Origin of the sequence: Thermobacillus sp., from assembly GCF_003390775.1 — a bacterium.
Taxonomy (GTDB): Bacteria; Bacillota; Bacilli; order Paenibacillales; family Paenibacillaceae; genus Thermobacillus; species Thermobacillus xylanilyticus.
In genome coordinates this window covers 83681-104851 of the sequence record NZ_QEWA01000042.1, presented here as the reverse complement: position 1 = coordinate 104851, position 21171 = coordinate 83681, and the positions used below count along the sequence as shown (strand labels likewise).

Below are 21171 nucleotides of genomic sequence, written 5' to 3'. Positions count from 1 at the left end.
CCATTCCGGACTTTCACCGTAGAGATGACGCCCATGCCGGGCGTACAACGAGTAGGAGGGGGCGGCTAGCCCCCGGCCTCTCACACCACCGTACATGCGGGTCCGCATACGGCGGTTCCGAAGGTTAACAAAGCTCAAGGTAACGAGAAAGCATACTTTTCAGCCCTCTCGCTTCCCAATAGGAAGTCGGGAGGGCATTGTTTGTGTTGCGGGACATTTCCCAAGGACCACGCCTTGAGTACGCCATCATCCGAGCCGCTCATTCAGGTACACTGTCACAGCCGGGTTATAATTGACCCACCGGCGCCGGAATGAAAATGACCCACCTTCAGCGAATCTCTCTCTCCGTCCTGGTCGACGTGCGGACGGCCGAGGAATACGCCGCAGGCCACATTCCGGGGAGCGTCCACATCCCGGTGGACGAATTGCGCGACCGCCTCGGCGAGCTGCCGCGCGACAAGGAAATCTGGGTGTACTGCCAGGTCGGCCAGCGCGGCTATTACGCTTCGCGCATCCTGGCCCAGAAAGGTTTCCGCGTGAAAAACCTGTCCGGCGGCTACCGCTCTTACGTGATCGCCAGGCGCGTCCCCGCCGGCACCCGGAGCGGCGGTTAAGCACATCGCCTCGATTTGCGCTTGCACGGGCACCAGTTTGTCGCAGGAAAGGTAATCGAGAAAAATGGATCGCGTCGCAGGCGCCCTTGCCGGGCGTACCACGATGAAGGCGCCGGCCTTGAAGGCCGGCGCCTTTTCACGCAAGCGAAGGCAGTCTGCATTCGGTTTGCCCTACGGTTTCAGGATCCGGTACAGCAAGACGGCGACTTCGGCGCGGGTAGCAGGATCCAGCGGACGAAGCTTGCCCGCCGAACCCGTGATCCACCCTTCCTGCACAAAGGACGCCACGCTGCTTGCCGCGTAATCCGCCACTTGCGCGCGGTCCGCGAACGCGCCCAGCGCCTGCGGATTCCCGTCGGCCAGCGGTCGACCTGCCGCTTGCAGCGCTCGCGCAACCAGCACCATCATTTCCTGCCGGGTGATGGCCTGATCCGGCCGGAACCGGTTCTCGCCGACCCCGCGCGCGATGCCCAGACGTTTGGCGATTCCGACCGCCTCATGGTAGTAAGCGTCCGATTTCACGTCGTCAAACGAATCCGTCACTGTCGCCGAGAGTCCCAGCGCCCTGACCAGAAGCAGGATGAAATCGGCTCTCTTGATGTTGGATTGCGGCTGGAACGCCGTATCCGACACACCCTTGATCACGCCCCGGGAAGCGAGCACTTCGATCGCCCGCTGCGCCCAGGCGTGTTTCCCCAGATCCTTGAACGTTTTGTGCACATAGGCGACCGCGAACGTTGCGAAACCGTTGGTGCGGAATACGGCATGGCCGGAATCCGGATCGTAATAACCGTTCGGTACCGGCGTGACATGGCCATGATCGTCAATCTGCAGGATGACCAGATGCTCCGGATCCTCAAGCGCGTCCGGTTGATAAGCCAACCGGACCGTCACCGCGGCATCCGGATTGAACCAGATCACCGGCTGGCCGTCCAGATAGAGTCCGAACTTGCAGACGGGACGGTTGCCCACCGACGATTTGACTTCATCCGGCACCGCTTCCGCACCGGCAGCAACGATGGAGATGCCCGCCAGTTTCGCGCCATTCAGGCTGGCTTCGGGTATCATGTTCCCCGGAACCGTGACGGTAAACCGGGATGCAGCCAGCTGGATGCGAATTCCGGACTTGCCGGACACATATTCGGCCGGAAGGTTGATCAGCCACCCGTCTGCACCCACAGCCTCCGGTTCCGTTTCCGGGATCTTTAAAATCACCGTTTTCACGCCGTTGCGCTCATCCGCCTGATCCAGCGCTTTTTGCAGCGCGGCGGGATCCACGGCAATGGAGGCGAGTCCGGTCCCGGGATCCAGGACGGGTTCCGGAAGCAAGAGTTCCGGATCGGCCTCCGCTTCCCGGTCGTCGCTTTCCGGCTCCGGCGCTGCCGTTCCAGGCGTTTGCGGTTGCGGTTGCGGCTTCGGCTCAGGCTGCGGCTTCGGCTGCGGCTTCGGCTCAGGCTGCGGCTTCGGCTCAGGCTGCGGCTTCGGCTGCGGCTTCGGCTCAGGCTGCGGCTTCGGCTGCGGCTTCGGCTCAGGCTGCGGCTTCGGCTGCGGCTTCGGCTGCGGCTCACCTTCCGGTGTGACAACCGCATTGAACCAGCCCGCGAAGCTGTCGTACATGCCGGGTTTCACGGCAATGGCGCGAATCAGGAAGGAATCCCCGACGGTAATCGGTCCGGTATATTCGTTACTGTCGGCAGTCGGCAACGAACCGTCTGTCGTATAGTAGATTTTTGCCCCTGCCGTAGCCGTAACCAGATACACCTTGTTTCCAATGCGATATGCCGTCGGCGTGGCCACCTGGCCTTCCAGCAACTCGCCGTCATACGGCTCGATGCCGAACCAGTCGAAATTCGCGCCGTCGCCCAGGATCGTGAACCGGATCGTTTGCACACCGGCGGACAGACGAACCAGGGCGGTCTGTTCGGTATAATTGCCCCATCCTCCCGTGGCAGGCAGCGGCGTTACCACCGATTGACCGCCTGCCGTCAGCCGGACGGATACGCCGCTTTGTGTCGTGGCGTACCGGTACGTCACCTTGTAGACTCCGGCCCGATCCACATCGACGAGATACTCCAGCCAGTCGTCCGGATTGGTGTAGCCGATGTGACTGGGTTGACCCTGCTGATATTCAATCACAAACTTCGTTCCTTGATGATAGTTCTCCGCTTCCAGGACAACCGGATCTTCGCCGATGGCGATCGCCGCGCGGGGCACAATTTCCACTCCGCCAAGCGTGAGCGAACCGGCGTTTACCTTGATGCGGAACGTACGGACGCCCTGATCCAGGTAAACCGTCGCCCGCGTTCCCATCCACGCTGCGCTGTTGCTTTGCACGCTGATTTTCGCCAATGTCCGGTCGTCGCTTTCCAGCACAATTCCTTCAAAACCGCCGGACGTGTACTGGACCTTCAGATTTACCGTATAGTCTCCGGACTCGGGTACGTTCAGCCTGTACTCGACCCAGTCGCCCGCTTCAAACGTGCGCAGGACGCCGTTGTCTTCCTCCACGCCATGCAGTCTGAAGTATTGATCCAGCGGAAGAGTTCCGGTTGCCGAAAGGTCGATCGGATCGGCATGTTTCGCCGTTCCTTCCAGCGTGACCGTCGTTTCCAGCGTCCCTCCTCCGGCGGAATCGCGGTAAGCCGCCGCCGGAACCCGGATGATGAGCGGCAGATCGCCGTAATAGGGCGTTCCGTTCCACGTCAGGGCGATGTCCACTTCGGTCGGGCTGACGTAGGCGATATTACTGATGGAAACGTAACCTTTCGTCGCCGCATCCCCCGACAGCGTGATGTCCTGCACATGGTCCGGAACGAATGTGCCTCCCTCCAGTTGCAACCGGATGACGGCACCCTCCACCTCATCATACGGGATGCGTTCCGGAACCGCCGACAGCGTTTCCTCATCGTCCTCGGCGATCAATACCACCCTGTTGGATCGGATGATCCCGAAATCGCCGTAGTCGGATCCCGATGCCATTTCATAAACGCTGGCCGTCACGGTAAACTCCAGGTCGGAGTCGGTATCCGCCATTTCGGTGCCCGACAATTGCAGCACAGCGGATTGATCGCCGGCGCGATTCACCGATGCGACGCTCACTCCGTCAAGCCCTTCCACGCTCCAGTTGGAAGCGTTCAGCGGATCGGCAAACGTTCCGTTCAGCAGTTGAACCTCCAGCTGGCCGCCGTCCACCGCCCCTTCCTGAAGGCCGTTGCCGGAAACCTGCAGCACCGGTCCGAAGGCGAACCAGTCCAGATTCGCGCCGCCTTCCAGGACGCGAACGGTCAGTTCGCTTGCGCCGGCGTCCAGATACACGCTGCCGGTCACCGTTTGCCATTTGTCCCAGTCTCCCGTGCCCTGCAAGACCACTTCGCTTGTTTGGTCGCCCGAGGCGAATTCGATCCTGGACTCGTCATTTGCCGAAGCGTAACGGAGGGTCACGGGATACGCCCGGGAAACCGGCACGTTCACCGCATAACGCATTTCGTCGCCGGCGTCCAGATAGCCAATGGTGCGGCCTTCCTGCTGTACCAGCACGCCGGATGCGGACGTGAACTGCTCCGCCTCCAGCAGGCCTGGCACCGCGGTTTCATCCTGAACGGGCGTCAGCGTAAAGCCGGCAAAGTTGATGTCCTTCCCTTCCACGACCACGGTCAGCTTGTGCAGTCCGGACGTGAGGTTCACGCGCACGCGATGCGCGCTGAAATTGTCCCACCCGTATGTGGGCTGGGGCAGATTCACCCCGGACAGGACTTCCTGATCGTCCACTTTCACCGTGAATTTGCGATCCCCCGGATTTTCCGTCGCATACTCAAAATCGAAATAGTATGCTCCGTCTTTCTTGACGTCAATCGCATAATGGAACGTCGCCGGCTCGGAAACCGCATCGTCCTGATTGATGTAGTCGATATAGGGCGAGTCGGGATTGTCCCGATTGATCTTGTACGATCCTTCCGCTTCCGTGAAATCCACGGCGCGTACGGATCCCGGAACCTCTTGCGCCCGGATCCGGTTCCAGCGGTAAGTCGCCACGGATTTCGCATCCAGGGTCGCTACAAACTGGGTTCCCTCGCTGACGATCCGGAACGTTTGCGGCGAGTCGGAACGGTTGATCACGACCGTCACCAGGGTGCTTTCGTCCGGGCTCATGAAGGTGACGTTGGTCACGTCCGGACTCGGCGAATAGTTGCTGTCCACCCGCACGTATCCCGGTTTCACGAATTTCGTGTAATGGCCCAGGATGTAATATTCCGGCGTCATCCAATAATTGTCGCGGTCGGCCGAATCCTGAATGAGCAGCGTCGGATCCGGCGTGCCCACCCATTGGTGCGTCTTGATGTCGCTGTCCAGCATGACGACCCAGGAATTGTAGCTCCTCGCCCAATTGCGGAAATACTGGGCGATCCGGTCGGCCCCTTCCGTTCCCCAGACGGCCCGCTCCGTCAGATAGACGTGCTTCTCGGGGTGCAGTTCCTTCAGTTTCGACATCATGGACAATTCGCCGCCGTAATCGTGGAACGCGGTGCCGTCCACAACCGCGTAAGCTTCCGGACCTTCCCTCCGAAGCGCATCCAGCAAGGGGACCGGATACGTCATCGTATCGCTCGGATTATGGTCGAAAATCCACAGCTTCACATGGCCGAGACCGGCCGCTTCCAATTCCTTTTTCAGCAGTTTGGCCAATTCTTTCTGTTGTTGCCAGGGCATTTTCGTGCTCGGATAATCGATTTCCAGCAACGGCTCGTTTTGCAGCGTCATCGCTTCAATGTCAATGCCCTGCTTTTTGTATTCCTGGATGAACTTCACATAGTACTTGGCGAGCACGGGCAGATATTCGTCTTTCACTTGTCCCCCGATCATGCTGCCGCTCGTTTTCATCCAACCCGGGGGACTCCACGGGGACGCGAAAAACTTGAGATTCGGGTTCAGTTCTTTCGCTTTTTTCAAAGCGTCGATGATGCCGAGATCAATGTCCTTCTGGATGGAAAACTCGCTCAAGTCTTCATCCGTTTGCCCCGGCGGCATGTCGTCATAGGTATAGAACGGTTGCGCCGTGAAGTCCGCCGTTCCGATCGTGACGCGGACCAGGCTCATGCCGATGCCGTCCGTTTCGCTGTACAGCTTGGCCAACACTTCATTTCGTTTGGCTTCCGACATTTTCCGCAGATTGAACACGGTCGACTCATCCATCGACGATCCGATGCCGAGGACAGACTGATAGGTCTTTTGCGGATCGATCCGGATGGTCGGAATGTCGTCCCCCGCGTTCCGGTCCTCAATCGTCAGATTGAGGTTCGGTTCCTTCTCCAGCTTCTTGTCGCCCGGTTCATATTGGGGAGCAAAGTACCAGTCCCTGCTCTTCGGCTTCCGCTCGTTCGTCACCCACACCTCCACGGCGCCCTCTTTCAGCACCGGAAGTTCGGGTTGATACCCGGCTCCGTGATCGACGCGTTCTTTATACGGCCTGAATCCGGGAGAGCCGAACCAGTTGAGGTTGATGCTGCCTCCGGTGAACAGGATCTTGACTTTCTGGATCCCCGCCTTCAAGGTCACGTTGGGCATGGTGACGGTTCTCCAGTTTTGCCAGCCGCCAGTGGACTGAACAGTGAGCGATCCGAGTTCTTTCCCGTCGGAATCGAGCAGTTTGAAGCCCGTCGTGCCGCTCAGATTGGCCGCATAGCGGAAATCGACGTCAAAGGTTCCGTCCTCGGGAACTTCAATGAGATACTCGAGCCAATCGTTTTCGTCAATCCATCCGACGTTCTGTCCGCCGCCCTCGTCCGAGGTGTCTTCCAGGCCTACATCGCTGCTGGCGATGAAATATTCCGCCTCCACCCGCTCGTAACGAGGAGCGCCGGGATTGGCCGGAACCGGTTTTAACGCGGGCGTTTCCTCGTTTTTCGTCAACCCGTATCCGTAGTCGAACAGGATGTACGGTTCGTCCAGGTTTTTCTCTCCCGCGACCAGCGGCTTGTAAGCCTCGGTCCAGAACGGCCAGCGAATCGGCAGCTTGCCTTTGAAATCGTAGGGACCGAACAGCACGTCGGCCACGCCTTGCCCTTCCGTTCCGGGAAGCCACGCGGCGATCAGGCCTTCCCAATCGTCCAAGTAATCGTTAATAATCATCGGGCGTCCGGAAATCAGAATGACGATGGTCGGAATATTCGCTTCCTCGACATTGCGGAGCGTGGCCACATCCTCGTCGTCCAGCTTCAGCGAATTGAGATTGTCGCCGTTGCCCTCGGCATACGGAGGTTCGCCGATGACGACAATTGCCACGTCATGCCCGGCGGCGCCCCGGCCATGTTCGTTGAACGTGACCGTCTTGGAAGAACCGACCGCCTGGCGGATGCCCTCGAGAATGGTGGTGCCTTCCGTCGTTTTTCCGGATTGGCCTTGCCAGGTAATGGACCAGCCGCCCAATTGCATGCCCAGGTCGTCCGCACTTTTCCCCGCGACAAAGATTCGTTTCATCTTCGGCAGGCGGGACAGGATCGGCTCGCCGTCCACCTTGTCGTTTTTCAGCAACACGAGCGACTCCCGCACCGCCTGGCGGGCCAGTTCGCGATGGCTTTGTGCCCCCAGATAGCCGGCAAGTTTCGGATCCGCCTTCGGATGCTCGAACAAACCGAATTCGAATTTGACGCGCAAGATGCGGGAAACCGCGTCATCAATACGCTCCATCGGAATTTTATTTTCCGATGCCAACTCTTTCAGATACCGGATCGCCAATTTCCAGTCGTGCGGAATCATCAGCATATCCACGCCGGCGTTGACCGCGACGCGGATCTGGTCTTTCAATCCGCTGACCGGGTTTCCTTCCCAGTCGCGGGTAATTTGCTTGACGGCGTCATAGTCGGAGACGACAAACCCGGTGAAGCCAAGCCCGCCGGGACCGTTTCCTTTCAGCACGTCCGTCAGCAGCCGTTTGTTGGCGTGCATTTTCAGTCCCTGAATGCTGTTGTAGGAAGCCATGATGACTCTCGCGCCGGCATCCACCGCCTTCTTGTACATCGGCAGGTTCAGCGCGAGCACTTCATCTTCCGTAAGCGAGGTGATGTCGCCCTGATTGACGCCGTTGTCCGTCAATCCCTCGCCGATGAAATGTTTGGCGGTTGCCACCACTTTGTCGGTGCGCTTCCGTTCCCCGGGCGTGTCCCCCTGCAATCCCCGGATGAACGCCGCTCCCATATCCCCCACAAGGGTCTGGTCATCGCCGAATCCTTCATAGGTTCGGCCCCATTTGATATTTTGCGGATCGGCAATCGTCGGCGCGAACGTCCAGTTTACGCCCGTCGCCCGCACCTCCCTAGCCACGGCCGAACCGATCTGCTTCACAAGCTCCGGGTTGCGGGTCGCGCCCAACCCGATATTGTGCGGAAAAATGGTAGCGCCGATCACATTGTTGTGGCCGTGCACCGCGTCCACCCCGTACAGCAGCGGAATCCCCAGACGGGTGGACAAGGCGCCGTCCTGATAGCTGTTGAACATGCGGATCCAGTTGTCCCGCGTGCTGTCGCTCTGCTTCCCGTTCGGGAACGAACCGCCGCCGCTCAAGACGGAACCGAGATAATAGTTTCGCACATCCTCGGGCGTCGCGCTGGCCCGTTCCGCCTGGACCATCTGTCCGACTTTCTCGTCCAGCGTCATGCGGCCCAGCAGGTCCGCCACCCGTTCCTCCACCGGCCGGGACGTATCCAGGTAAGCCGGCAGTCCGGCCGGGGCGGCGCCAAACGCGGGCAAGATGCCGAAGAATGAAGACCAGACCATCAGAACGGCGAGCAGCACGGAAAGTTTGCGCCTGATTCTCATCGCTTTACCTCCTCCAGTTTGAAACCTTGACGTTGTTATCCCTTTACGGCACCAGCCGTGATGCCTTTGGTGATCTGCTCCGTAAACAACAGATACATCAACACCGACGGAACGGCGATGATCGTCATCACCGCAAACTGGGCGCCGTAGTTGGAAGAATACTCGCCGGTGAATTTCATGATGGAAAACGGCAACGTTTTCAAATGCTCGGAAGTCAAATACGTGTTGGCCATGATAAACTCGTTCCACCAGCTGATAAAGTTCATGACGCACACCGTTGCGATGGCCGGTCTGGCGATCGGGAGCACAATACGGAAAATCATGCCGTACACCCCGCAGCCGTCGATGACCGCCGATTCCTCGATCGCTCTCGGCGTCGTTTCCAAAAACCCGCTGATAATGAACATGCTGATCGGAATGGAAAACGCGGTGTAAGGAATGATCAACGACAGCGGATGATCGAGCATGTGCGCGTTCTTGAACAGAATGAAAGTCGGAAGCAACGTGGCGTGAATCGGAATGATCATGCCAATCAGAATCATATTCATCGTCGCCCCGCGTAATTTCCACTCCATTCTGGTGAACGCGTAACTCATGGTCAGAGATAACACCGCGGCCAGCAGGACAGACGCCGTCGTCACCATCAAACTGTTCAAAAAAAACCGCGGCACTCTGCCGTACGTAAACGCATCAACATAGTTCTTCCATTGCGGTTCGGCAGGCCATTTCAGAAATGACGGACCGAAAAACTCCCCGCTTTTCATGAAAGAGTAGTCGATCAGCCAAATGAGAGGAAAAAGCTGCGCGAGCGCGATCGCTCCGGTGAACAGAAACAGCGTTCCTCTTGCCAATCCCGCCAACCGTCTTCTCTGATTCGCGTTCATCCCTCAAAACTCCCCCACGTCTCGTTTCAGCGCCTTGTTCAACAGCACCGTGAGGATCAGGCAGAACACGACAAACAGCACCGAGAGGGCGTTCCCGTAACCGTACAGGGACGAGGAGAAAGCCGTTTTGTACAAATAGTTGCCCAGAAATTGCGTGCTGTCGAACGGCCCGCCGTTCGTCATCAGGAACACGGTTTCCATTTGCTTGAGGCAAGTGATCACCGCGATCGTGATCGCCACCCGCATCATGGGGGAGAGCAGCGGGATGATGACTTTGGTGTACAGTTTGACCGTGCCCGCGCCGTCGATCTTTCCCGCTTCATACAATTCTTTGGGAATCCCTTGCAACCCGGCGTAGTACAGCAGCAGCGCGTAACCGAACCCCTGCCACATGACCGTGACGATAATGGCCCAGATCGCGGTGTCCGGATCGCCGAGCCAGTCATGTTTCCATGCGCCCAGACCGGCCAGTTCCAACCCTTTGTTCAGCAGTCCGAAATTGGGGTGGAAGATCGCTTGCCAAAGTTTAGCCACGACCACCACGGAAATGACGGCAGGGATAAAGTAAATCGTTCGAAAAACACGTTCCCATCTTCCGCAATGCGTGATCAGAATCGCCAGCAGAATGGCAACCGGATGCTGCAACAACACGGTGGCCAAGGCGAGCAGGATCGCATGCCATAACGAATCCCAAAAAATCGGATCAAGCAGCGCCCGTACGTAGTTCTCCAGCCCGACCATCCGATAATCGCCGATTCCGTTCCAATCTGTCATACCGTAGTAAGCGCTCATGACCACCGGGACAAACACCATCGTCAAAAACAACGCGACTCCCGGAGCGACGAGCCAAAATACGGTACGTTTGCTGCTCATCAGCTTGTGCATGAAGTTCTCCCACTCCCAACGATGGAAGGAGCGGCGTATATCCACCCCCTCCATCGTTATGTTTTTTCGGTCTACTTCCGGGCTTCCGCCGCCGCGTGGTCGAGCTGCTTGGCGAATTCTTCCGGGCTGATGTTGCCAGACAGCAATTTTTGGTGCAGGCTCATGATATCCTGTTTGAACTTGTCCGTGGACGTATCCAGCACCGGCGTATTGCTGGACGATGTCATCGAGCCGAAAATGCCGATTAGATCTTTTTGCAGGTTCGTTTCTTCACCGGTCAGGAATTCGTCGAACTGCTGCGCCGGGAATCCGGCGCCGCTCTGCCACATCAGCTTCGCCCAGTTTTGCGGGTCAAAGAAATATTTCAGGAAAGCGACCGCTTCTTCGGGATGTTTGGTCGTTTTGCTGACCGCGTAGCCGCCCCCGAACCAGGCCGCGACATCGGTAAGTTTTCCTTTGTCCGAGGCCGGGTAAGGAAGGGCGCCGACGTTTTGGCGGAAACTTTCGGAGAAGTTCTCGTCCGTCGCGAGGCCCGCTTCCCACGCTCCCATCAAATACATGGCCGCTTTCTCCTGCCCGAACAAATTGCGCGCGGCGCCGTAATCCGCGGTCAAAAAGCCATCGGCGAGTGCTTTTTCCTGCGCGAGTTCCTGCATGTATTTCGCCGCGTTGACGACGGCGGGATCGTTGAATGAAGCTTCTCCGCTCATGGCTCTGTCCATGAAATCAAAGTCTCCGGTTTCCCGCTGAAGCGCGTATTCAAACCAGATCGGCAGCGGCCACCCGTCCATCCCGTTCACCGCGATCGGGTTGATCCCCTTGGCGCGAAGCTGCTGCGACACTTCTTTCAGTTCTTCCAGCGTGGCCGGCGTTTTCACGCCGTTGTCCGCAAATATTTTCTTGTTATAGAACAGGACGAAAAAGTCGGTGTTCCGCGGCAGGCCGTATAGCTTTCCATTTTTCGAAAATCCGTCCATCGCCCCCGGAACAAATTTTTTGTCGCCAAAATCGTTCGGATCCAGTTCCAAAAGCAGGTCGGCGTCGATCAGCGGGTTCATGAACACCGGTTGACCCCACACCTGCATGATATCCGGCATAGAATCCGAGGCGGCGTACACCTTGATTTTGTTCTTGTAAGGTTCATCCTGAAGCGCTTCCACTTCAATTTTCACGTTCGGGTGTTCTTTCATGAAATTGTCGATGATTTGCTGCTCCACCTTGCCGGCCCCGTTCGAACGGTCGGCCAGGGCGGTGAACAGCTTGAGGGTAATGGTGTCCGCCTCCGTCGCCCCTCCGTTCGCGGCGCTGTTGTCGGGCTGTGCGGTTTCCGTTGCTCCGGTGTTGCCGTTGTCGGCGCTTTGGGAATTGGAACCGCATCCGGCCAGTACGAGCAGCAAACAGATGCATGCCATAAATGCGACCGGCCCTTTTTTCATGTTGATCACCTCTGCAATGGGAATGAAGTGCTGCAATTTGATCTTAGTGGACGATGCATTCCCAATTTAAGGCGTTAAATTTTCAAAAACGTCGTCATTTTTTCAATGTTTGCGCCAAACCATCCCATGCTCCGCTGAATTGAAATATAATCGAATTGCGTGTAACGCGAGCGCCGTTTACAATACAACATATAATCGCCGCGCGATCGCCGCGCGATCCTGGAGGCGAAAACAGGTGACAGGCCGACGGTTCAGGCGAAATTTGCCGATTTATTCTTTGCGCCATAAACTCATCGTCGCCTTCACTCCCGTATTGTTGGGGATTATCGTCGCTTTCGGTTTCTTTTCATTTGAAATCGCTTCCCGCGAGTTGATCGGCAAAGTTTCCCTGGAACAGCACAACCTCGCCAGGAAAGCCATCGTCCAGTTCGACTACATGGCGCAATCCGCGAAAGACTTCACCGATTATTTATTGCTGTCCAACATTGCGGATCATCTGCTCGCTGATGAAAGCGGTTTCTCTATCGATTATCGCCAAACCGCCTTCCGTCAGTTCTCGTCGATCATGGTGACTCACCATTCGTTTCAATCAATGATTTTATATAAATTGGATGACATGGAGGACGAGTTTGAGCCGTTTGCGATCAATCAGACCGGCATCACGAGCGCCATGCCGTATCGTCTGTTCCGCCAAACCCCGTTTTACGCGGAGGTGTTACGGCACAAACAAGGCGTATGGATGTATCTCAACCGGAATGACAAACTGTTTGTCGGGGACAGCCACAATAAAATCATTTTTGCGAAAATCATTAAAAACAGCTCCACCTTTCGGGACATCGGCATCTTGATCCTGGGCATCGACGAACAAAAATTCCGCGAAACGATCGACCCCGCGTTCTCCAACGGCGCGGAAGTGTTTTTAGTGAGCAAGCAGGGGGAAATCCTGACATCGACGGACAACGGCGCGGCGGGACAGATGGCGGAGACCTGGCCTTTGCTGGAATCCGCCCGCCGGGAAACCGGACAATGGATCGTATCGGAAAGCCGGTCGGAGGACAACGGTTGGACGACGGTTGTCATTCAGCGCAAGGAATTGTTGCTGGAGGATATCAAAAGAATCCGCCTGCTCACCATTGCCACCACCCTGGTCTGCTTCCTGTTCGGCGTCATCATGGCCGGCTGGTTGTCCTCAACCGTGGTGAAACCGATCGGCAAACTGCTGATTTCCATGAAGGCGCTGCAGAAAGGGGACTTCACCCAGCAGGTGCCCGTCCGCGGAAAGGATGAACTGGCGCAGCTCGGGCGGGGTTACAACATTATGGTGCAGCGGATCAAAGAACTGATCGACGATGTTTACCAATCCAAAATTCGGCTCAGGGAAGCGGAATTGAAAACGCTACAAGCGCAGGTGAACCCTCATTTTCTCTACAATACACTGAATACAATTTGCTGGACCGCGCAAAAGAGGGGGCAGCACGATTTGGCTGACATGGTCTATTCGCTCTCCCAGGTGTTCCGGCTCAGTTTGAGCGACGGCCGGGATCTGATCCCGCTCCGCGACGAGCTGGAATTGGTCAGAAATTACTTATCGATCCAGCAGGCCCGTTTTCAGCCGCGCTTTGCGTTCGAACTGGATGTTCCGCCATCGCTTTTCGAAGTGCCGGTTCCGAAACTGTCGATTCAGCCGTTGGTCGAAAACGCGGTCATCCACGGCATCGAGCCCTTGGGCGGAAACGGGTTTGTGCAGGTTCGTGCGTACAGCGACAGATCGGGCGTGCATCTTGAAGTGCAGGACAACGGGGCGGGAATTCCGGCCGATAAACTCGCGGCGCTGTTGAACGCATTGCAAAGTTCCGGGCCAAAAGGGCGGGGTCCCGCGCCGGAAGGGCAACGGATCGGTTGGGCGCTCCTGAACATTCAGGAACGGTTGTCTTTGAAATACGGGGAAAAAGGGTGTATAGAAGTGCAAAGCGTCCCGCGGCACGGAACGCGGGTCATCATACATCTTCCTCTGCCAAAGGAGTTAGGCTGATCATGATCAAATTTCTGATCGTGGAAGACGAGGACACGATTCGCGAGGGGTTGCAACATCTGCTGGACTGGGAACGGTACGGCCTCGTGCTTTGCGGAACGGCCGCCAACGGGGTGGAAGGGCTGGACATGATTCGGCGGGAATCGCCCGGTTTGGTGATCACCGATATTCGGATGCCGCACATGGACGGACTGGAAATGATCCGGCGCGCCCGGGAACAGGAGCTTGATTTTGATACCATCCTTTTGTCCGGATACGGAGACTTTGAGTACGCCAGGCAAGGGTTGGCGCTTGGAATCAAGGATTACTTGCTGAAACCGTGCCGTCCCCAGGAATTGGAGGCATCCGTCGCCAGAGTGATCGATCGGTTGAAAAAACGGCAGTCGCAAAACGGTACGGACCCCAATTTGCCTTACGCCAAACAACGCGCGCTTTCCGCTTGGTGCCGCTATTCCGGCAAACCGCTGGAAGACCGGAAAAAGATCATGGCCGATCTGAAGATGCGGTTGGCCTATACATCCATCCAGGCGGGCATCGCCCGTTTTGAACGCCGCGCGATGGAGAATCGCTACACCTCTGGCGACTGGGAACTGATCGGATACGCGGCGGAAAACATTATCGCCGAAATTCTGTCGGAAGTGTATGTCGCCGGGCTGGAAACGTTCCGCACGGAGCATGCGGTCGTATGGGTCGGCAACTGTGACGGCTTGCAGCAGCAGCGCCTTGAGGAGACGCTGCGGAAAGCGCAGCGCCAACTTCGCGCGTTTCTCAAACTGGAAACGAGTTTCGGCATCGGCGAACGGCAACCTACGATCGAAACGTTGCAACGGTCTTATGAACAGGCAGAAAAAGCGCTCAAATCCCGCTTTTACCAAGGGATTGGCGGCATCTACCATTATCGGGGAACCCGGTCATCCGGCGATCAGGAGACGCTGTGGGATGATGACACCCTGGCGAAACTGGAAGCGAATATCAAGGCCTGCTTGCAAAACGGCGAATATGCCCGCTTGTTGGACGGCGTCGAGCAATGGCTCGAATGCGTTCGCTCGGTCGCTCCTTCCCACCGGGACAAAATCCACCTAAAAGCGACTGCTTTTATCGTCGAATTGAAATCGATTACACAACAATTGCCGGTCCGTACATTCCCGTGGAAAGACACGATGGTGAACTGGACGGAACAGCTGCCGCAAGTTCAAACGTTTGACGAATTGTCCATGATTCTGAAAAAAATCGTGCAAAACATCGTGGAGTCCTTGAAAAAAGAAACCGCGCTGCACCGAACCGTGCAGGCGGCGCTGGACATCATTCACGCCAGATATGCCACCAATCTGACCCTGGAGTCGGTCGCGCGGGAAACGTTTGTATCCGCCAGCTACTTGAGCACGCTGTTCAAACAGGAGCTTGGCGTCAATTTTCTCGACTATTTGCACCAGTACCGGATCGAACGGGCCAAACCGTTGCTGGCGCAAAACCTGAAAGTGTTTGCGGTCGCCAAACTGGTCGGATACCAGGATGAGAAACACTTCAGCGCCACGTTCAAAAAATGGACGGGACTGACGCCGATGCAGTACAGGAAAAACGCCGAACGTCTTGGCGCTGCGCATTAAATTCGGACGAAAACGGCGAAGACGGAATCGGCGAACGTGCCGGAGATTCACTCCGCCAGCGGCGTCCACCGGTCCGCGCCCGACAGGGTCAACCTCACGGAGCGGATGAACAGCTTCCGGCCCGCATCCCCTTGCACGGCGAGCGAGGTCAACTGCCGGACATCAAGCCCTTCCGCCTCCCAAAGCGGCACATACACGGGATATCGGGTACCGGCGGGCAGCTTCCCGGTTTCCGCCGACCATGCGCGCTGTCCGGCATCCTGCAGCGCCACGCGGAATGCCGCGCCGTCCCCGTGAACCTCCACGTCGATTTGCACAAACGGGTACAACGAGGCGTCCACCGGAGAATCCCAGGCGAGTCGCCAGCATCCTTGACCGTCCAACGCGGCGGGAAGGTCTCCGCTTTCCCACAGCGTCCGGAACCGGGGAACGCTTGGTTCGGGCGACGCCAATCCCGAACGCTCCCCCAGAATATAGCGGTAGTCCCGCCGGATGCGGCCGGCCACCCGCTTCTCGCGGGCGCGATCCATATGAAAAACGCCGAACGTGTCCACCCATTGGTTGTGGTTCACATACTGGACCTCTGTCAATAGATTGGACACATGGAATCGAGAAAATTACGCAACACAATCGTACATTTGTTCGCATTGAATGAGCCTCCTCCTTTGAGGGTGTTTTTTTTTGCCAAATTCCACTCTACCAAAGGAGAGGCTCTCTTTCTATGTCCGCTTTTTCCAATCTTTACCCCAACGCTAATTTTACTCTAACACCCGTTGCAATGTAGTGCATATATGCCCCATATTTGCTCACCAAACCCCGAAACGGCTTGATCTGGTGCAGATTTGCACTCTATTCGCCGCCATCTCGCAAAACCGTCCGAATATGGTGCAGAAATGCACTACGTGGACCGGCGCGCGTCCAACCGGCGCCGGCGCGCCGCTTCGGCGAACCGCTCGAGCGCCTCGAGCAGCACCGCGCGCGGACAGCCGAAGTTGATCCGCAGCCAGCCCGCTCCCTGCTTGCCGAACACCGATCCTTCGCTGAACGCGACACGCGCTTCTCTGTACATCAGTTTCTTCAGTTCGGCGGGATCGTCCGAGATCGCGCGGCAGTCGACCCACGCGAGGTAGGTCGCCTCCGGCTTCATGACCCGCAGCTCCGGCAGGCGCTCTTCCATGAACGCGATGAGCGCGTCCCGGTTCTCCCGCAGATAGACGAGCAGCTGCTTCAGCCATGGCTCGCCGTACCGGTAGCTCGCCTCCATGCCGGTCACGCCGAAATAGCTGTCCATATGGATCGACAATCCGAGGCGGGCGGTTCGCAGATACGCCTTTCGCAGCTCGGCGCCCGGCACGATCGCCGCCGCGGCCTGCAGCCCGGCGAGGTTGAACGTCTTGCTCGGCGCGATGCACGTGATGGAGCGCTCCGCGTATTCCGGACCGAGGCTGGCGAACGGCACATGCTTGTGCGGCGCGAAGACGAGATCGTGGTGGATCTCGTCGGACACGACGATAACGCCGTGCTTCAGACAGATGTCGCCGATTCGCTTCAGCTCGTCCGCCGTCCAGACCCGGCCGCCGGGATTGTGCGGACTGCAGAGCAGCATCAGCTTCGCGCGCTTCGCCTGCTCCTCGAGCAAATCGAAGTCGATCCGGTAGACGCCGTCCTCGATGCGCAGCGGATTGTCCACGATGGTCCGGCCGTTGGCGCGGATGACATCGTAGAACGGATAATAGACCGGCGACTGCAGGATGACGCCGTCGCCCGGCTCCGAGAAGGCGTGGATCGCAGCGGCGAGCGCCGGCACGACGCCGGGCGAGGACACGAGCCATTCGCGCGCGATCGCCCAGCCGTGCCGGCGCTTCAGCCAGCCGGTAACCGCTTCGTAGTACCCGTCGGTCCGGATCGTATAGCCGTAGATGCCGCGCTTCGCCCGTTCCACGATCGCCCCGACGACTTCCCGCGGCGCCTCGAAATCCATGTCCGCGACGAACAGCGGCAGCACATCTTCGCCGCCGAACAGCGTTCCGAGCTGATCCCATTTCAGCGACGATGTGCCGCGCCGGTCGATGATCCGATCAAAATCGTACCTGAGTCCGTCCGTCATGCGTTTTTATACCTCCGTCTCTCTTGCTGCCTGCTCCAATGCTTGTCCGAGATCTTCGATCAGATCATCGCAATGTTCAATGCCGACCGACAGCCTGAGCAGCCGGTCGTCCACGCCGACCGCGCGCCGGATTTCCTCCGGAATGTCCGCGTGCGTCTGGACGGCCGGATACGTCATGAGCGATTCGACGCCGCCGAGGCTCTCCGCGAACGCGATCAGCTTCACGTGGCGCAGCACCGGCTCGACGAGGCGCGGATCCTTCAACCTGAACGAGAAAATGCCCGTATTCCCCGACGATTGCCGCTTCTGGATCTCATGTCCCGGATGGTGCGGCAGCGCCGGATAATACACATCCGTGACAAGCGGATGCTCCAGCAGAAATTCGGCGATGCGGCTCGCATTCGCCTGATGGCGCTCCATCCGGAGCGCGAGCGTCTTCATGCCGCGCATGAGCAGCCAGGAGTCCTGCGGGCCGAGCACCGCGCCGATCGAGTTGTGCAGGAAGGCCATCCGCTCGGACAGCTCCTTGCCCTTCGTCACGATCAGTCCGGCGAGCACATCGTTGTGGCCGGCCAAATATTTCGTCGCGCTGTGGATGACGATATCCGCGCCGAGCTCCAGCGGCCGCTGGAAGAACGGCGTCAGCAGCGTGTTGTCGACGATGACGAGCAGCCCGCGGGATTTCGCCCACTCGCTGACCCGCGCCAGATCGGTGATCATCATGAGCGGATTCGTCGGCGTCTCGACCAGCACCGCCTTCGTGCTGCCCGGTCTCAGGTTCGCCTCGAGCGCTTCGATGTTGTTCGTATCAAGGTACGACGCCGTCACGCCGAAGCGGGACATGACCTGCTCGATGAGCCGGTACGTGCCGCCGTACAGGTCGAGCGACACGAGCAGGTGGTCGCCCTGCGAGAACAGCGCGAAGATCGTCTGCAGCGCCGCCATGCCCGAGCTGCAGGCGAACCCGGCGTCGCCGGATTCCAGCTCGGCCGCCGCTTCCTCCAGCACCTTGCGGGTCGGGCTTTTCGTCCGGGCGTAATCGAAACCTGTGCTTTGGCCGAGTTTGGGATGACGGAATACGGTGGCCTGATAGATCGGATAGCTGACCGCCCCGGTGACGGGCTCCTTGGCCGAGCCGATTTGCGCCAAACGGCTTTCAATTCTCATCATTCAGAGCTCCTTAATCATGTTTTGATTGAAAAAGTCGCCGCACGACTCCAGGCCGTGCCGGAGCCCGAGACGGCGTTCTGCGATCGACACGGATGACTATATGCCTGCTCCCAGCTCGTACGGGGTCTGCTGGTAAACGTAGTAGTTCAGCCAGTTCGAGAACAGCAGGTTGGCATGCGCACGCCACGAAGAGAGCGGCATGCGCGTCGGGTCGTCGTTCGGGAAATAGTTCTTCGGCACGTTGATCCGGAGCCCCTTCGCCTTGTCGCGTTCGTACTCGAATTTGAGCGTCAGCGGATCGTATTCCGAATGCCCGGTCACGAAGATCTGCCGGCCGTCCTTGGATGCGACGATGTAGACGCCGGATTCCTCCGAGCTCGACAGAATCTCGAGATCGCCGACCTTCTCGATGTCCTCCTGCCTCACCTCCGTATGGCGGGACTGCGGAACGTAGAACAATTCGTCGAACCCGCGCAGCAGCGGGACGTTCCGCTTCGTCACCGTGTGCGGGAAGACGCCGAACACTTTCTCGGGCAGCAGGTACTTCGGAATGCCGTAATGGTGGTACAGCCCCGCCTGGGCGCCCCAGCAGATGTGGAACGTCGAGGTGACGTGGCGGCGCGACCAGGTCATGATCGCCTTCAATTCTTCCCAATAATCGACTTCCTCGAACGGCAGATGCTCGACCGGCGCGCCGGTGATGATCATGCCGTCGTAATACTGGGCCGAAATCTCGTCGAACGTCTTGTAGAATGTCGCCAGATGCTCGGCCGACGTATTTTTGGACACGTGCGTCTTCGGATGAAGCAGCACCACCTCGACCTGCAGCGGCGTGTTGCCGATCAGGCGAAGCAGCTGCGTCTCCGTCGTCTCCTTCGTCGGCATCAGGTTCAGGATGGCGATGCGGAGCGGACGAATGTCCTGGTGGAACGCGACAGTCTCGTCCATGAAAAAGATATTCTCTTCAGCCAGAATCTCCTTGGCCGGGAGATTGTCAGGCACCTTGATCGGCATTGCAGATCACTCCTTCAATCGGTTCGACCACTGTCGCGGAGCGCATCTTGGCGGCATGTTTAAGGCCCTTTCCCGATCGAGAAAGGGCCGAATGTCTAAAGTCACCCGCCTTCCTCATCTCTCGGAAAACATCACATTTTCCGCAAGAATTAGCACCGTGCTGAACGCCGGTTGCCGGGCTTCATCGGGCCAGTCCCTCCGCCTGCTCTTGATAAGAAAGTGGTCTATTCGGTTGTGTCTGAAATTGATTATCTATACTTTAGCGTATTCCGCTTGCGGCGTCAAGAAATCCGGCGCTGCGCCCGCCGCGCCGGGCTTCGAAACGCGGACAAGCCCATTTTCCCTTCTGACCCGCCCGGGTCCGAGATTTCCGCTTGTATCGGAGGCTTGGCCGGGAGTATACTAGACAAGGATTGACACCCCGGACGAATGCTGTCCGGCGGCAGATCGCGCAAAGGAGGCGGAATCGGCAGAATGGGCAGTGAAGGACCGGATATATGTCACATGAAGCATATCGGTTACGCCGCCGGATCCGAATCCGCGGCGCGGAACGTCCGTCCGGACGCATCGGTCATGGACTGACGTTTCATCCGCGCGCTTCCGGCGGCAACCGGCGTTCCCCCGGGACGCCTCAACCTGCGGAAAAGGAGCGAGCGGAATGAAAACGAGACTGGTGCGCAAAGGCGTCTTCACGCTGATCGAAGACGTCCGCGAAGCGGTGTCGCCGCCGAGCGAAGGATTCTACTGGATTGACGCCCACGTCGACGAACTGGCATCGCTGCAGCCGCTGTTCGGGCTGCACGATCTCGAAGTGGAGGACTGCCTCAGCGAAGAGGAGCAGCGGCCGAAGCTGGAAGTGCATGAAGGGCATTATTTTATCGTCATCAACAGCATCCGTTTCGACGACGAGGAAATTTTCCTGCGGGCGCTGAACATTTTTCTCGGCCGGCACTACATCATCACCGTCACGCGGCAGAAGATCAACGAGCTGCGGTCGGTGAAACCGATTCTGCTGGAGGAGCAGGTCGATCAGCCGGACGTCTTCCTCTATCATCTGATCGACCGGGTCGTGGACAACTACTTCCTCGTCGGCGACCGGATCGAGACGCGGATCGACCAGTTGGAAGAAGACATCCTGATGCATACGAAGAAGAGCCATCTCGAGGAGATCATCAACCTGCGAAGCGAAATACTGTGGCTGCGCAAGGCGCTCGGGCCGCAGAAGGAATTGCTGCACGCGCTCAACAAGCGGGATCTGAAACTGATCGACAATCAGCTGCAGCACTACTTCGGGGACATTCACGAGAACGCCGTCAAAATCGCGGAAGCGTTCGACACCTACCGCGACCTGATCGGCAACCTGCGCGAAGCGTACCAATCGAGTCTGGCCGGAAGGGCGAACGAGATCATGCGCGTCTTCACGGCGCTGACGACGATCTTCATGCCGCTGACGTTCATTACGGGCATCTACGGAATGAACGTCGACAACCTGCCGGGAGCGCACTACCGATGGGCGGCCTACGGGCTGCTCGGCCTGATGCTCGTCGTCGGCTTCGGCATGTTCTACCTGTTCCGGAAGAAGAACTGGCTGTAAATGAGCGAAGGGCTTG

Annotated in this window: 11 protein-coding genes, 2 pseudogenes and 1 riboswitch; of the genes and pseudogenes, 4 read left to right on the top strand and 9 right to left on the bottom strand. The window is 58.1% G+C overall.

Annotation, left to right across the window (positions count from 1 at the left end; all coding sequences use genetic code 11):
- Nucleotides 1-124 precede the first annotated feature (124 nt).
- Nucleotides 125-259: pseudogene (locus tag C6W55_RS18150) on the bottom strand (group II intron maturase-specific domain-containing protein); the annotation flags it as partial.
- A gap of 85 nt (nt 260-344) precedes the next feature.
- Here C6W55_RS18150 and C6W55_RS12595 point away from each other — a divergent pair.
- A pseudogene (locus C6W55_RS12595) lies at nt 345-614 on the top strand (rhodanese-like domain-containing protein); the annotation flags it as partial.
- 171 nt (nt 615-785) lie between these two features.
- Here the strand turns inward: C6W55_RS12595 and C6W55_RS12590 are convergent.
- The 4 genes from C6W55_RS12590 to C6W55_RS12575 form a co-directional block, all read right to left on the bottom strand.
- Nucleotides 786-8426 (bottom strand): carbohydrate-binding protein, encoded by a 7641-nt coding sequence (locus C6W55_RS12590; protein ID WP_286892904.1) that lies wholly within the window; start codon nt 8424-8426, stop codon nt 786-788.
- Between the two features lie 35 nt (nt 8427-8461).
- Nucleotides 8462-9070, bottom strand: a complete 609-nt coding sequence (locus C6W55_RS12585) for a carbohydrate ABC transporter permease (protein ID WP_286892902.1) — start codon at nt 9068-9070, stop codon at nt 8462-8464.
- A gap of 243 nt (nt 9071-9313) precedes the next feature.
- A complete protein-coding gene (locus C6W55_RS12580; protein ID WP_286892901.1) occupies nt 9314-10195 on the bottom strand; it encodes a carbohydrate ABC transporter permease in 882 nt (293 codons plus the stop codon).
- A 71-nt stretch (nt 10196-10266) separates the two neighbouring features.
- Nucleotides 10267-11631 carry an ABC transporter substrate-binding protein gene (locus tag C6W55_RS12575; RefSeq protein ID WP_286892898.1) on the bottom strand — a complete coding sequence of 455 codons (1365 nt, stop codon included), beginning with the start codon at nt 11629-11631 and terminating at the stop codon, nt 10267-10269.
- 235 nt (nt 11632-11866) lie between these two features.
- Between C6W55_RS12575 and C6W55_RS12570 the strand changes: the two genes are divergently transcribed.
- Nucleotides 11867-13663 carry a sensor histidine kinase gene (locus C6W55_RS12570; protein WP_286892896.1) on the top strand — a complete coding sequence of 599 codons (1797 nt, stop codon included), beginning with the start codon at nt 11867-11869 and terminating at the stop codon, nt 13661-13663.
- Nucleotides 13664-13665: 2 nt separating this feature from the next.
- Nucleotides 13666-15270 carry a response regulator gene (locus C6W55_RS12565; protein ID WP_286892907.1) on the top strand — a complete coding sequence of 535 codons (1605 nt, stop codon included), beginning with the start codon at nt 13666-13668 and terminating at the stop codon, nt 15268-15270.
- Between the two features lie 47 nt (nt 15271-15317).
- Here C6W55_RS12565 and C6W55_RS12560 read toward each other — a convergent pair whose 3' ends face one another.
- The 4 genes from C6W55_RS12560 to metA form a co-directional block, all read right to left on the bottom strand.
- Nucleotides 15318-15842: a hypothetical protein gene (locus C6W55_RS12560; protein ID WP_286892895.1), complete on the bottom strand. Its 525-nt coding sequence runs from the start codon at nt 15840-15842 to the stop codon at nt 15318-15320.
- Nucleotides 15843-16168: 326 nt separating this feature from the next.
- The gene (locus C6W55_RS12555) at nt 16169-17377 is read right to left on the bottom strand and encodes a MalY/PatB family protein (protein ID WP_286892893.1); all 1209 of its coding nucleotides are present in this window, start codon (nt 17375-17377) and stop codon (nt 16169-16171) included.
- A 6-nt stretch (nt 17378-17383) separates the two neighbouring features.
- Nucleotides 17384-18544 (bottom strand): PLP-dependent transferase, encoded by a 1161-nt coding sequence (locus C6W55_RS12550; protein WP_286892891.1) that lies wholly within the window; start codon nt 18542-18544, stop codon nt 17384-17386.
- A gap of 99 nt (nt 18545-18643) precedes the next feature.
- Entirely contained in the window at nt 18644-19561 is a 918-nt protein-coding gene (gene metA, locus C6W55_RS12545; RefSeq protein ID WP_015255545.1) for a homoserine O-acetyltransferase MetA, read from the bottom strand.
- 111 nt (nt 19562-19672) lie between these two features.
- A riboswitch (SAM riboswitch) is annotated at nt 19673-19779 on the bottom strand.
- A gap of 440 nt (nt 19780-20219) precedes the next feature.
- On the opposite strand from metA, the gene corA reads away from it, so the two are divergent.
- A complete protein-coding gene (gene corA, locus C6W55_RS12540; RefSeq protein ID WP_286892890.1) occupies nt 20220-21155 on the top strand; it encodes a magnesium/cobalt transporter CorA in 936 nt (311 codons plus the stop codon).
- Nucleotides 21156-21171: the final 16 nt, after the last annotated feature.

Bases quoted from the DNA above. Each gene is read 5' to 3' on its own strand.
- C6W55_RS12590 (WP_286892904.1), bottom strand. From the start codon at position 8,426: ATGAGAATCAGGCGCAAACTTTCCGTGCTGCTCGCCGTTCTGATGGTC.
- C6W55_RS12585 (WP_286892902.1), bottom strand. From the start codon at position 9,070: ATGGTGACGACGGCGTCTGTCCTGCTGGCCGCGGTGTTATCTCTGACC.
- C6W55_RS12580 (WP_286892901.1), bottom strand. From the start codon at position 10,195: ATGCACAAGCTGATGAGCAGCAAACGTACCGTATTTTGGCTCGTCGCT.
- C6W55_RS12575 (WP_286892898.1), bottom strand. From the start codon at position 11,631: ATGAAAAAAGGGCCGGTCGCATTTATGGCATGCATCTGTTTGCTGCTC.
- C6W55_RS12565 (WP_286892907.1), top strand. From the start codon at position 13,666: ATGATCAAATTTCTGATCGTGGAAGACGAGGACACGATTCGCGAGGGG.
- C6W55_RS12555 (WP_286892893.1), bottom strand. From the start codon at position 17,377: ATGACGGACGGACTCAGGTACGATTTTGATCGGATCATCGACCGGCGC.
- C6W55_RS12550 (WP_286892891.1), bottom strand. From the start codon at position 18,544: ATGAGAATTGAAAGCCGTTTGGCGCAAATCGGCTCGGCCAAGGAGCCC.
- metA (WP_015255545.1), bottom strand. From the start codon at position 19,561: ATGCCGATCAAGGTGCCTGACAATCTCCCGGCCAAGGAGATTCTGGCT.
- corA (WP_286892890.1), top strand. From the start codon at position 20,220: ATGAAAACGAGACTGGTGCGCAAAGGCGTCTTCACGCTGATCGAAGAC.